We start from the raw sequence: 13,056 nt of genomic DNA, 5'->3' as shown, positions 1-13,056 counted from the left end.
CGAGGACAGTCCCCCTGACAGCCGGCTCCACCGCGGAGCCACACCCCACGGAGAGAACGATGAGCGCACGCAACAGCCAGGCGAACAAGGCGGCGGCCCGCGAGAAGCTGCGCATCGAGCGCGAGCAGCAGGCCAAGAAGGCCAAGATCCGCCGGCAGGTGTTCGTGGCGGGCGGCGTCGTGGCCGCCCTCGCCCTGGCCGGCGGCGTCGGTTACGCCGTCGTCCAGTCCAACAAGCCGGGCGCCTGGGAGAAGGCCGCCGACGCCCCCCTGGTCGCACCGAAGAACACCTCGGGCGAGAACGGCACGACGGTGGTGGTCGGCAAGGCCGACGCGAAGAAGACCCTGGAGCTGTACGAGGACGCGCGCTGCCCGGTCTGCGCCAGTTTCGAGCAGGCGGTCGGCCCGCAGCTCAAGAAGGACCTCGACGCGGGCAAGTACAAGATCCAGTACATCGGCGCCACCTTCCTGGACAACGGCTTCCCCGGCAGCGGCTCGAAGAACGCCCTGAGCGCGCTGGGCGCGGCCCTCAACGTCAGCCCCGAGGCGTTCCTGGAGTACAAGACGGCCCTCTACTCCGCGGCGAACCACCCGGAGGAGAAGGACGACAAGTTCGCCAAGGACGACTACCTGCTGTCGGTCGCCGACCAGGTCCCGGCGCTCAAGGGGAACGCCGAGTTCAAGAAGGCGCTCGACGAGGGCACCTACGACCGGTGGGCGCTGGAGATGTCGAAGACCTTCGACAAGAGCGGTGTGAAGGGCACGCCGACGCTGAAGATGGACGGCAAGAAGATCGACCCGCTGCCGCAGTCGCCCGAGGCGTTCACGACGGCGATCGACAAGGCCATCGCCGGCTGACCCCTCCCCCTCGCAACACCCCGACGGACGGGCGAACTCCCAGAGTTCGCCCGTCCGTTGCTTTCACGGGGCTGGCCCTCATCGGATACCCGTCGGTAATATGATCATCCGTGACCAGTCAACTCTCCCCTTCCGCCCCGGAATCGGCGCTCGCGCCGACCCCCCGCCGCCGTACGGTCGTCCTGGCCGCGGCGGCCACGGCGGCACTCGTCCCGATCGCCGCGCTGGGCGCCGAAGCCGCCCACGCCGCCACGGGCACCACCGACGCCGGCCCTTCCTTCCTGCACGGCGTCGCCTCGGGCGACCCGCTCCCCGACGGGGTCCTGCTGTGGACCCGCGTCACCCCGACCGCCGACGCCGTACCGGGCTCCGGCGCCGGCCCGGCCGTCGCGGTGGGCTGGGAGGTGGCCGAGGACAAGGCCTTCTCCCGGGTCGTCGCGAGCGGCACCGTCACCGCGAGCGCGGCATCGGACCACACCGTCAAGGCCGACGTACGGGGCCTGCGGCCGCAGACGGCCTACTGGTACCGGTTCACCGCCGGCGCCACCGTCTCCCCGGCCGGGCACACCCGTACCGCCCCCGCCGCCGCGAGCGCGCCCGCCGGGGTCCGCTTCGGTGTGGTCTCCTGCGCCAACTGGGAGTCCGGCTACTTCTCCGCGTACCGCCACCTGGCCGCGCGGGCCGATCTGGACGCCGTACTGCACCTGGGCGACTACATCTACGAGTACAAGAGCGGCGGCTACCCCGAGGCGAAGTACGTCGTGCGGCAGCACGAGCCGCTGCACGAGATCCTCACCCTGGCCGACTACCGCACCCGCCACGGCAAGTACAAGACCGACCCCGATCTGCAGGCCCTGCACCAGGCCCACCCGGTCATCGCGATCTGGGACGACCACGAGATAGCCAACGACACCTGGTCCGGCGGCGCGGAGAACCACGATCCCGCCACCGAGGGCTCCTTCGCGGCCCGCGCGGCCGCCGCCCGGCAGGCGTACTTCGAGTGGATGCCGGTCCGCACCTCCACCGAGGGCACCGTCTACCGCCGGCTGCAGTTCGGCACCCTCGCCGACCTGCACCTGCTGGACCTGCGCACCTTCCGTTCGCAGCAGGCGGGCATCGGCAGCGGCGCGGTGGACGACCCGGAGCGCAGCATCACCGGGCGCGCCCAGCTGGACTGGCTGAAGGCCGGGCTGGCCGGCTCACAGGCCACCTGGAAGCTGGTGGGCACCTCGGTGATGATCTCGCCGGTGGCCTTCGGCGCGCTGCCGGCGCACCTGCTGGGCCCGCTCACCGAACTGCTCGGCCTGCCCGCGGGCGGCCTCGCGGTCAACGTGGACCAGTGGGACGGGTACACGGACGACCGCCGCGAGCTGCTGGGGCACCTGACGGACCGCTCCGTGCGCAACACCGTCTTCCTGACCGGCGACATCCACATGGCCTGGGCGAACGACGTGCCGGTGACGGCCGCCACCTACCCGTGGTCGCGGTCGGCGGGCGTGGAGTTCGTGGTGACGTCGGTGACCTCCGACAACATCGACGACCTGCTGCACGTGCCGGCCGATACGGCCTCACTGGTCGCCGAGACGGCCATCAAGGCCGCCAACCGGCACGTGAAATGGCTGGACATGGACGCCCACGGCTACGGCGTGCTGGACGTGACGGCCGAGCGTTCCCAGATGGACTACTACGTGGTTTCGGACAAGCGGCGCCAGGACGCCACGGCCGCCTGGGCGCGCTCGTACCGCACGCTGAACGGGACGCAGAAGGTCGAGCGGGCGGACCGGCCCGTGCGCTGACACTCAGCCAGATTTCCCGTCCGGAGGGGCGCTTGGCGTAGACCAGGCGCCCCTTTGACATCAGAAGCAACAAATCTTTTACGTAGAGCACTTGACCTATTTATGACATGCGCACGTAAGATTCCCGCCAGCTGAGGAGATCCCTCCCGCTCAACCCCCCACTCGCGAGGAGCACACGTGCGCGCTCTTGCCCGCATATCCCCCCTTCTTCGCCGCCGCCTGATGGGTGCCGCCGTACTCACCGGCACCCTGGCCTTCACCCCGCTCGCCGCCCCCACCACGGTCGCCGCCGCCAAGACCGGCGCCGAGGTGTGCGCCGAGGACGCGGGCACCGCGGCCAACGCCCGCGTGGCGCGCCCGAAGGACCAGCACGCGGCCGAGCCGAACGAAGTCACCGAGGCGCAGTCCAAGTCCATGGACGCCGACCTCAAGGCGAAGCTCGACAAGATCTCGAAGGCGCCGCGCAGCCTGCGCGCCGCCGAGGCGGCCACGAGCATCCCGGTGTACTTCCACGTCATCCACTCCGGCACCACCGGAAAGCTGACGTCCACCGACATCAGCAAGCAGCTGGCGGTCCTGAACGCGGCCTACGCCGGCCAGGGCACCGGAAACGTCGACACCACCTACCAGTTCACCCTGGCGGGCACCGACTACACGGACAACGCGAGCTGGTACAACCTGGCTTCCGGCTCCACCGCCGAGAAGACCATGAAGAACACCCTGCGCAAGGGCGGCGCGAACGCCCTCAACTTCTACACCGCCAACCTCTCCGGCGGGCTGCTGGGCTGGGCCACCTTCCCCAGCTCCTACGCCTCGCAGCCGAAGATGGACGGCGTGGTCGTCCTGGACACCTCGCTGCCGGGCGGCTCCGCCGCCAACTACAACGAGGGCGACACCGCGACCCACGAGGTCGGCCACTGGATGGGCCTGTACCACACCTTCCAGGGCGGCTGTAACGGCTCGGGCGACTCCGTCTCGGACACCCCGGCCGAGAAGAGCGCGGCCTTCGAGTGCCCGACCGGGCGCGACACCTGCGCCAGCAAGGCGGGCGTCGACCCGATCCACAACTTCATGGACTACACGTACGACTCCTGCATGTACCAGTTCACCGCGGGCCAGGTGACCCGCATGAAGAGCATGTGGACGGCCTACCGCGCCTGACGCTCCGGCACCGTGCGCTGTGACGGTGTGACGGTGTGACGGTGTGACGCACTCATGACGATGGGGCCCCGCACGCGGGGCCCCATTGCCGTGTCCGGCCTACAGGCCGTCGAGGAAGGCGAGGGCGACCGCCCAGGCCTTCTCCGCCGCCTCGGCGTCGTAGTCGTCCAGCCCCGGGTCCGTGAACAGGTGCCCGGCCCCCGGATAGCCGTGGACCTCCACGTCCGCCCCGGCCTTGCGCATCCGCAGGTACCAGGCCGTCAGCCAGTCGTGCGGCTCGAAGGGGTCCGGATCCGCGATGTGCAGCTGCACCGGCAGCTCGTCGACGTAGACGCCCTCCTCCAGGTCGGCCGTCCCGTGCAGGAGCAGCAGCCCGCGCGCCTTCTCGTCGGCGAGCGCGAGGTGCTGGGCGATCGAGCCCCCGAAGGAGAAGCCGGCATAGACCAGGCCCTGGTCGGAGTAGGGGGCCGAGGCCAGCACGGCCCGCTTGAGCAGCTCGTCGCGGCCGATCTCCTCCTGGTGGGCCATGCCCTCCTCGACGGACTCGAAGGTGCGCCCCTCGAAGAGGTCCGGCACCTGGACCTGGTGCCCGGCCGCGCGCAGCCGGTCGGCCGCCTCCCGCACGGCGGGCCGCAGCCCGTAGGTCGAATGGAAAAGCATGATGTTCATGCCCCCATCGTGCCAGTTTCGAGCGACCCCCTCCGGTTACGTTGGCCTGCATGGACACGGACTCCTTCCTGCGCCCGATCGCGGCCGTCGCCGGCACCCTGGCCGTCACCCTGCTCGCGGGCTGGCTGCTGGACCTGCTGCTGCGCCGGGCCGACGCCCGGCACAGCGAGACCCCGCTGTGGGGGCTGTTGCGCCGCTGCCGCCCCCCGTTCCTGGTGGTCCTGGCCGCCTCCCTGCTCCAGGCCGTGCGGCGGCGCGCGGACGGCCCCGGGCACGTGCTGACCCTGGTGCTGATCGCGGCGGCCGCGTGGCTGCTGATCCGCATCACGACGGCGATCGTGGACTCCACGTACGCCCGCTACGCGGCCGACGCCTCCGACCAGGCCCGGGTCCGCCGGGTCCGTACGCAGGTCACGCTGATCCAGCGGGTGGTCACGGCGGTGGTGATCGTCGTGGCCCTCGGCGCGATGCTCCTGACGTTCCCCGAGATGCGGACGGTGGGCACCTCGATGCTGGCCTCGGCGGGCCTGCTCGGCATCGTGGCGGGCATCGCGGCGCAGGCCGCCCTCGGCAACCTCTTCGCCGGACTCCAGATCGCCTTCGGCGACACCGTCCGGATCGGCGACACGGTGGTGGTGGACAAGGAGTGGGGCACGGTGGAGGAGATCACCCTCACCTTCCTCACGGTCCGCACCTGGGACGAGCGCCGGATCACGATGCCGGTCTCGTACTTCACGAGCAAGCCGTACGAGAACTGGTCGCGCGGTGGCGCGCAGATGACGGGCACCGTGTTCTGGCACCTGGACCACAGCGCCCCGGTGGACCTGATGCGCGAGGAACTCCAGCGGATCCTGCAGGGCATCCCGGAATGGGACGGGCGCACCGGCTCCCTGGCGGTCACCGACACCACCCCGCACACCATCCAGGTCCGCGCGGTGGTCACGGCGAAGGACGGCGACGCCGTCTGGACCGTCCGCTGCGCGGTCCGCGAACGCCTCATCACCTGGCTGACGGCCCACCATCCGTACGCCCTGCCGCGCGTCATCACGACGGAGGCGGTGCCTCCGCCCGGCCCCTGACCCGCCCCGTTCGCGTGCGAACGCCCGCGTCCGCACGACCGGGCGGCCGGACCGGGAACACCCGGTACCGCCGCCACGGTTGCACCGACCGAGGGACCGGCGCCGCACGGCCCGGACCACGACGTACGTCCGCAGGAGGACCGTTCCATGGCTGACCGACCGTTGACGCTCATGGCAGTGCACGCCCACCCCGACGACGAGGCCACCGGAACGGGAGGGGTCCTCGCGCGGTACGCGGCGGAGGGCATCCGCACGGTTCTCGTGACGTGTACCGACGGCCGCTGCGGTGACGGGCCGGGAGGTGTCAAGCCGGGCGATCCCGGACACGATCCGGCGGCCGTCGTCGCCATGCGCCGCCGGGAGCTCGACGCGAGCTGTGGCGTCCTGAAGGTCTCCGACCTGGAGACGCTGGACTACGCCGACTCCGGGATGATGGGCTGGCCCAGCAACGACGCCCCCGGTTCCTTCTGGCAGACCCCCGTGGAGGAAGGCGCCGCCCGGCTCGCGGAACTCATGCGGCACTACCGGCCCGACGTGGTCGTGACCTATGACGAGAACGGCTTCTACGGCCACCCCGACCACATCCAGGCCCACCGGATCACGATGGCGGCACTGGAGATGACCGAGCTGACGCCGAAGGTGTACTGGACGACGATGCCCCACTCGTCGCTGCGGCAGCTGGGCGCGATCATGCGGGAGTTCCAGGACGACATGGCGGAGCCGGATCCCGCCGAGGCCGCCGCGCTGGCCGAGATCGGCCTTCCCGACGACGAGATCAGCACGTGGGTGGACACCCTCGCGTTCAGCGGTCAGAAGTACGACGCGCTGGCCGCACACGCCAGTCAGGGCGAGGGCATCTTCTTCCTCAAGATGGGCAAGGAGAAGTTCGGCGAGCTGATGGGCACGGAGACCTTCGTGCGCGTCAAGGACTCCACGGGGGCGGCCGTACCCGAGAACGACCTCTTCGCCGGCCTGCGCTGATCCCCCGCCCGGCCGGGGTCCGGCAGCCCGGTCCGGCAGCCCGGTCCCGCGACCGGCGTCCACTCCGATCAGTTCACCCGGCCCGGGGCCGCGAACGTCAGCCGGAACATCGCGCCCCCGCCCGGGGCGGCCTCGGCCGCCAGGCGCGCCTCGTGCGCCCGCGCGATCTGCCGGGCCATCGCCAGCCCGAGCCCCGACCCGGGCAGCGCCCGAGCCGCCCCCGCCCGGTAGAACCGGTCGAAGACGTACGGCAGATCCGCCTCCGAGATCCCCGGCCCGTGATCCCGTACGGTCACCTCCGCGCGACCGTCCGCCCGGACCGTCAGCGCCACCTCCACCTCAGCCCCCGCCGGGCTGAACTTCGCGGCGTTGTCCAGCAGGTTGCCCAGCAACCTGCTGAGCCGCGCCGGAACCCCCGCCACCACCGCCTCTCCCTCCCCCCGGGACGGCGACGGCGCCCGCACCCGGAAGGCCACGCCCGGCCAGTGCGCCCGCGCGGCCCCCACGCAGTACTCCACCAGCGGAACCAGCCGCACCTGTTCCACCAGCAGCTGCGGCTCCTCGTCGCGGGCCAGCTCGATCAGGTCGTTGACCAGCCCCGTCACCTCCCGCAACTGCCGCCCGAGCGCCAGCGAGGCCCGCTCCCGCTGCTCGGCCGTCAGCCGGTCCCCCCGCGCCAGCAGCTCCGCGTTCGTCCGCAGCGCGGTCAGCGGGGTCCGCAGCTCGTGCGAGGCGTCCGCGACGAGCCTGCGCTGCGCCGTGACGGACTGTTCCAGTTCCCCCAGCATGGTGTTGAAGCTCCCGGCGAGCCGGGTGACCTCGTCCTCGCGGCCGCGCCCCGGGGGCGGCAGCTCGATCCGGTGCCTCGGATCCCGGGTGGCGGCGATCCGCTCGGCGGTGGCCGTGAGCCGGGTGACCGGTGCCAGACCCGTCCGCGCGACCCAGTGGCCGAGCAGCGCGGCCAGCAGCACCCCGGCGGCGGCGGTGACGGCGAGCCGGCGGGCGGCCCGGTCGATGCCGGTCTCCACCGAGTCGGAGCGTACGGCGACCTGGAGGGCCCGGCCCTTGAGGAAGTCGGTGGTGAGCATCCGCGCGGGATGCCCCTCGACGACGATGTCCGTGTAGAAGGGGGCCCGCTCCCGCACGGCCACCAGCCGGGTGGCCGGGGCCACGGGCATCCGGTACGCGTCCTCCCCGCCTCCCGGGTCCTTCCCCGGGTCGGCCGGGACGATCTGGACGCAGGCGGGCGCGGCCAGGTACCGGCAGTCCCAGGCGGCGGTCCCGGGCGGGGAGTCGCCGTACTGCTTCGCGGCGAGCCGGGCGGCCTGGGTCAGGCTCAGGTCGAGCTGCTGGTAGAGCGCGGCCCGCCCCTCCAGGAAGGCGGCGGTGCACACGCCGAGGGCCACGAAGGCCACCGCGGCGGTCACGGCCAGCGCCAGCCGGGTGCGCAGCGGCCGTCTGCGCCGCCAGCGCGCTCCGAGCCCCCGCCGGCTCACGCGGCGTCCAGTCGGTAGCCGACCCCGTGCACGGTGTGCACCAGCCGCGGCTCGCCGCCGGCCTCCAGCTTGCGGCGCAGGTATCCGACGTAGACGGCCAGGGAGTTGGAGTCCGGCCCGAAGTCCCGGCCCCAGACCAGTTCCAGGATCAGCTCGCGCGGCAGCACCTGCCCGGGGTGGCGCAGGAGCAGTTCGAGCAGCGCCGACTCGGTGCGGCTGAACTCCAGCGGCCGCTCGCCGCGCCGCCCGGTGCGGGTGTCCGGGTCGAGGACGAGCTCCCCGTACGCGAGCACGGGCGCGCCCCCGGCCGGTTCGGGGGCGGCCCGCCGCAGGAGGGCCCGTACCCGGGCCACGAGCTCGTCGAGCGCGAACGGTTTCACCAGGTAGTCGTCGGCGCCCGCCTCCAGCCCGTCGACGCGGTCGCTCACCGCGTCCAGGGCCGTGAGGACGAGGACGGGCGTACGGTCGCCCACCGCGCGCAGCTGCCGGCAGACGGCGAGCCCGTCCAGCACCGGCATCATCACGTCGAGGACCACCGCGTCCGGCTGCCAGAGCGCCACCTCGGACAGTGCCGCCAGCCCGTCGGCCGCGCCGCGCACCTCGTACCCCTCGACGGCGAGGCCGTCCTCGACGGCGGCCCGCACCTCGGGCTCGTCGTCCACCACCAGAATCCGCTGCATGCGACAAAGCCTCCCAAACGCTCCGGGAGAACCTCTTAGAACCTTCTTAGGGCGCACCGGGAGTCTGCGGCCATGACCTCCTCCCCCTCACGCTCCGCCTCGCCCCGGTCCTCGTACCGGCCGCTGTCCGTCGTGATCGGCGCGGGCGGCACCGGCGGCCACATCTATCCCGGCCTCGCCCTGGCGGAGGCGCTGCGCGCCGCCGTCCCGGACGCCATGGTCTCGTTCATCGGCACCGAACGCGGTCTGGAGACCGAGCTGATCCCGGCCGCCGGCTACCGCCTGCACACCGTGGACATGATCCCCTTCGACCCGGCGCTGGGCGCCAAGCGCTACCTCCTTCCGGCGGCGCTGCTGCGCTCGGCCGGGCAGGCGCGGGCCGTGATCCGGGCGCAGGGCGCGCACGTGGCCGTCGGCATGGGCGGCTATCCGAGCGCGCCCGCCGTGCTCGGGGCCCGGCTGGCCGGACTGCCCGCGGTCATCCACGAGTCCAACGCGGTACCGGGCCGGGCCAACCAGTTCGCGGCCCGCCTCACCCCGCACATGGCGGTGGCCTTCGACCGCAGCCGGGAACACCTGGCGGGCGGGTCGCGGGCACTGACCACCGGAATGCCCATCTCCGCTGCGCTGTCGGGCCTCGCGCTACTGCCCCGTCCCGAGCGGGCGGCCTGGCGCGCCGGTGCCCGGCGGGAGCTCGGGGTGCCGGACGGCCGGCGGCTGGTGGTGTTCAACGGCGGCAGCCTGGGCGCCGTACGCCTGACCGCGGCCGCGGCCGGGCTGGCCGCCGCCTGGCAGGCCCGTGACGACGTACAGCTGCTGATCAAGACCGGCCCGGCCGCCCTCGCGGACACCGTGGCCGGGCTGTCCGCCTCGGGCGGTCGGCGCATCGCACGGGCCGTGCCGTACCTGGACCGGATGGACCTGGTCTACGCGGCCGCCGACCTGGTGGTGTGCCGGGCGGGCTCGGCGACGGTGGCGGAGCTCGCGGCGACCGGGGTCCCCGCGGTGCTGGTCCCCTACCCGCACGCCCCGGGCGACCACCAGACCCACAATGCCCGGGTGCTGTCCGACGCCGGAGCCGGCCTGCTGCTGGCGGACGCCGAGGCGACGGCCGGCCGCCTCGCGGACCTGCTCGCCCCGCTGCTGGCCGACCCGGCGCGGCTGGCGGCGATGGCCGGCGCGGCCGACCCGGGACCGCACGCGAGGGCCGCCGAACTGCTGGCCTCACAGGTCTTGCGGGTCGCCGGCTTCCCCTCCTTCTCCCCCACTCCCCTGGAGCTCGTATGACCACCCACGCCCCCACGCCGACGCTCACCCTCACCCCGGCGCGCGTCCCCGCCGACTGGACCGGCCGTACGGTCCTCGTCACGGGCGCCGAGGGCTTCATCGGCTCCACCCTCGTCGACCTGCTGGTCGCGCGGGGCGCGAAGGTGCGCGCCTTCGTGCACTACAAGCCGTACGCGGAGAAGGGCCACCTGGCCCGCTACCTGGCCGACCCGGGCGGCCCGGTGGAGATGTGGGCCGGCGACGTCCGCGACGCGGGCCGGGTCAGCGACGCGGTGGCCGGCTGCGACACCGTCTTCCACCTGGCGGCGCTGATCGGGATCCCGTACAGCTACGCCTCGCCCGGCGCGTACGTCCAGACCAACGTCACCGGGACCGAGAACATGGCCGAGGCCTGCCGCCGCCACGGCGTGCGCCGCCTCGTCCACACCTCCACCAGCGAGGTCTACGGGACGGCCCTGACGGCCCCGATCTCCGAGGGCCACCCGCTCCAGCCGCAGTCCCCGTACTCCGCTTCGAAGATCGGCGCCGACATGATGGCGCTCTCGTTCCACCACGCGTTCGAACTGCCGGTGACGGTGGTCAGGCCGTTCAACACCTACGGCCCGCGCCAGTCGGCCCGCGCGGTCATCCCCACCATCCTGGCCCAGCTCCACTCGGGCGCCCGGGAGGTCCGCCTGGGCTCCCTGACCCCGACCCGGGACTTCACCTACGTGACCGACACCGCGGCCGGCTTCCTCGCGGTCGCGGAGTGCGACCGCGCCCTGGGCGAGGTGGTCAACCTCGGCAGCGGGGAGGAGATCTCCATCGGCGACCTGGCCGGGGCCCTGATCGCGGCGTCCGGCCGGGACGCGGAGGTGGTCGTCGACCCGGCCCGGCTGCGTCCCTCCGGCAGCGAGGTCCAGCGCCTGCTGTCGGACAACACCCGGGCCCGCGACTGGGCCGGCTGGAAGCCCGAGGTCTCCCTCCGGGAGGGCCTGACCCGCACCTCGGAGTGGGTGGCCGCCCACCTCCACCTCTTCGCCCCGGACCGCTACCAGGTGTAGGCCGCTCCCTCCCGGGTCAGCCCCGGTCCGGGAGCACGGCCCGGGCCCGGTCACGGTCACGGGCCCGGTCACGGGCCCGGTCGCGGAACCAGACGACCGTTCCCACCAGCACCGCCGCCCCCACCCCCACCCCGTACAGCGGCAGCCACAGGGTCGTCGTGGCCGCCGGGCATCGGCGACCGCCGTACGGGCGTGGGTCTCCTGCGCGAACGCCAGGGCCGCGCCGTCACGGCCCGTCAGGTTCCCGAGCGCGGGCTGCGTCCACAGGGACTCATACCTGCCCGGCAGCCGCACTCGCTGCGGGTTCCCGGGATCGGGAACTGCCAGGCCCGGCGCCGCGCGCCTGCGAACCGCCCCCTACGGACTGCGCAGGCTGCGGACGTCCAGGTGCCGCAGCACCCGGTCGACGATCTCCGGATCGGCGCCCGGCTCGCTGCGCGCGGCCAGCACCTCGTGGCGGGCGGCGGACATCATCTCCCGCTGGATGCGCTGCACGTCGCGGATCCGCTCCACCCGCTTCGCGTACGCCTCCCGCCGCTCCTCGTCCACCATGTCGGGGCTGATCCTGGCGCCCACGTCGTACGCCCTGCGGTAGAGCACCTCCACCAGGTCCTCGGGCAGGTCCTCCACCTCCTCGATCTCCTTCAGCCGCCTCTTCGCGGCCTTGGCGGCGCGGATCGCCAGCGCACGGGCGACCTCCGCCTCCGCGTCCGGGTCGGCCACCACGCCGAGCCGGCGGACCAGCCACGGCAGGGTCAGCCCCTGGACCACCAGGGTGGTCATGATCACGGCGAAGGCGATGAAGACGATCTCCTGCCGGGCCGGGAAGGGTTCCCCCGCGTCCGTTTCGAAGGGAATGGCGAGCGCCAATGCCACGGAAGCCACGCCCCTCATCCCCGCCCACCACATGACCACGGACTCCCGCCAGCTCAGCGGGATCTCCTCGTCGTAGTCGCGCCGCGAGTGGAGCCGTTTCGCGAGCCATCCGGCCGGCAGCAGCCACACCAGCCGTACGCCGACCACCACCGCGACCACGGCCGCCGCCCACCCGGCCATCTCCCAGACCCGGCCGCTGGCCGCCCCGAACACGTTGTGCAGCTCCAGCCCGATCAGACCGAAGGCGACACCGGTCACCAGCATGTCGACGACCTCCCAGAACGTGTGCCCGGCGAGCCGGCCCAGCACGTCGTCGGCGTCGGTGGCGTACTCGGCGAGGAACAGGGCCGTGGTCAGCACGGCCAGCACGCCGGAACCCCGGAACTCCTCCGCCACCACGTACGCCACGAACGGCACGAGCAGCGTCAGCCCGATCTGGAGCGTGGCATCGCCGAGCCGTCCCATGAGCCGGTTGGCGGCCCAGCCGAGCCCGAGCCCCACCGCGACGGCCACGACGGCCGACAGCACGAACTCGCCGAGCGCCTCGGGCCACGAGAAGGTGCCGCTGACGGCGGCGGCGATGGCCACGTGGTACAGCACGATGGCGGTGACGTCGTTGAAGAGCCCCTCGCCCTCCAGGATCGACACCATGCGCCGGGGCAGTCCGAGGGATCCGGCCACGGCGGTGGCCGCGACGGGGTCGGGCGGGGCGACGAGCGCGCCGAGCGCGACGGCCGCGGCGATCGAGAGCCCCGGCACCAGGGCGTGCGCCGTGACGGCGACGACCAGGGTGGTCACGAAGACGAGGGCGACGGCCAGCAGCAGGATGGGCCGCACATTGGCCGCGAACTGCCGCCAGGAGGTCCGCTGCACGGAGGCGTACAGCAGCGGGGGCAGCACCAGCGGCAGGATGTACTCGGGCGGGATGTCGACATTGGGCACCACGGGCACCAGGGCGAGCACCACCCCGCCGAGCGTCATCAACACCGGCGCGGGCAGCCCCAGCCGGTCCCCGAGCGGCACCGTCACCACGGCCCCGAGCAACAACACGAACAACAGCAGGAGCTGATCCACTCCCACACACTGCCAGTCCGCCGCGCCCGGCGACGCGGACGGGGGCGCGTGTCGGGC

The 13,056-nt window shown here is 72.9% G+C and carries 11 protein-coding genes; 7 read left to right on the top strand and 4 right to left on the bottom strand.

What is annotated here, in order from left to right:
• The first annotated feature begins 59 nt into the window (after positions 1-59).
• From ACFYM0_RS34155 to ACFYM0_RS34145, 3 genes are all read left to right on the top strand, one after another.
• Positions 60-857 carry a DsbA family protein gene (locus ACFYM0_RS34155; protein ID WP_388508481.1) on the top strand — a complete coding sequence of 266 codons (798 nt, stop codon included), beginning with the start codon at positions 60-62 and terminating at the stop codon, positions 855-857.
• A gap of 110 nt (positions 858-967) precedes the next feature.
• A complete protein-coding gene (locus tag ACFYM0_RS34150) occupies positions 968-2,653 on the top strand; it encodes an alkaline phosphatase D family protein (protein WP_388508478.1) in 1,686 nt (561 codons plus the stop codon).
• A gap of 222 nt (positions 2,654-2,875) precedes the next feature.
• Positions 2,876-3,814 (top strand): zinc metalloprotease, encoded by a 939-nt coding sequence (locus ACFYM0_RS34145; protein WP_388508592.1) that lies wholly within the window; start codon positions 2,876-2,878, stop codon positions 3,812-3,814.
• Positions 3,815-3,913: 99 nt separating this feature from the next.
• On the opposite strand, the gene ACFYM0_RS34140 is transcribed toward ACFYM0_RS34145, so the two are convergent.
• Positions 3,914-4,483 (bottom strand): dienelactone hydrolase family protein, encoded by a 570-nt coding sequence (locus ACFYM0_RS34140; RefSeq protein ID WP_388508476.1) that lies wholly within the window; start codon positions 4,481-4,483, stop codon positions 3,914-3,916.
• Positions 4,484-4,533: 50 nt separating this feature from the next.
• On the opposite strand from ACFYM0_RS34140, the gene ACFYM0_RS34135 reads away from it, so the two are divergent.
• Positions 4,534-5,562, top strand: a complete 1,029-nt coding sequence (locus tag ACFYM0_RS34135) for a mechanosensitive ion channel family protein (protein ID WP_388508474.1) — start codon at positions 4,534-4,536, stop codon at positions 5,560-5,562.
• Positions 5,563-5,709: 147 nt separating this feature from the next.
• The gene (locus ACFYM0_RS34130) at positions 5,710-6,543 is read left to right on the top strand and encodes a PIG-L family deacetylase (protein ID WP_388508471.1); all 834 of its coding nucleotides are present in this window, start codon (positions 5,710-5,712) and stop codon (positions 6,541-6,543) included.
• Between the two features lie 68 nt (positions 6,544-6,611).
• On the opposite strand, the gene ACFYM0_RS34125 is transcribed toward ACFYM0_RS34130, so the two are convergent.
• Positions 6,612-8,039 (bottom strand): sensor histidine kinase, encoded by a 1,428-nt coding sequence (locus ACFYM0_RS34125; RefSeq protein ID WP_388508469.1) that lies wholly within the window; start codon positions 8,037-8,039, stop codon positions 6,612-6,614.
• The gene (locus tag ACFYM0_RS34120; RefSeq protein WP_388508466.1) at positions 8,036-8,719 is read right to left on the bottom strand and encodes a response regulator transcription factor; all 684 of its coding nucleotides are present in this window, start codon (positions 8,717-8,719) and stop codon (positions 8,036-8,038) included. Before ACFYM0_RS34120 ends, ACFYM0_RS34125 begins: the two co-directional genes overlap by 4 nt.
• A gap of 72 nt (positions 8,720-8,791) precedes the next feature.
• Between ACFYM0_RS34120 and ACFYM0_RS34115 the strand changes: the two genes are divergently transcribed.
• Positions 8,792-10,006, top strand: a complete 1,215-nt coding sequence (locus ACFYM0_RS34115) for a glycosyltransferase (RefSeq protein ID WP_388508464.1) — start codon at positions 8,792-8,794, stop codon at positions 10,004-10,006.
• Positions 10,003-11,049 (top strand): SDR family NAD(P)-dependent oxidoreductase, encoded by a 1,047-nt coding sequence (locus tag ACFYM0_RS34110; RefSeq protein WP_388508461.1) that lies wholly within the window; start codon positions 10,003-10,005, stop codon positions 11,047-11,049. The genes ACFYM0_RS34115 and ACFYM0_RS34110 overlap by 4 nt, the downstream gene beginning before the upstream one ends.
• A 357-nt stretch (positions 11,050-11,406) precedes the next feature.
• Here ACFYM0_RS34110 and ACFYM0_RS34105 read toward each other — a convergent pair whose 3' ends face one another.
• Positions 11,407-12,999 carry a Na+/H+ antiporter gene (locus tag ACFYM0_RS34105; protein WP_388508458.1) on the bottom strand — a complete coding sequence of 531 codons (1,593 nt, stop codon included), beginning with the start codon at positions 12,997-12,999 and terminating at the stop codon, positions 11,407-11,409.
• Positions 13,000-13,056: the final 57 nt, after the last annotated feature.

The organism is Streptomyces sp. NPDC006487 (assembly GCF_042870555.1).
In the GTDB taxonomy this organism is placed as follows: domain Bacteria; phylum Actinomycetota; class Actinomycetes; order Streptomycetales; family Streptomycetaceae; genus Streptomyces.
This window is presented reverse-complemented; position numbering and strand designations above follow the sequence as displayed.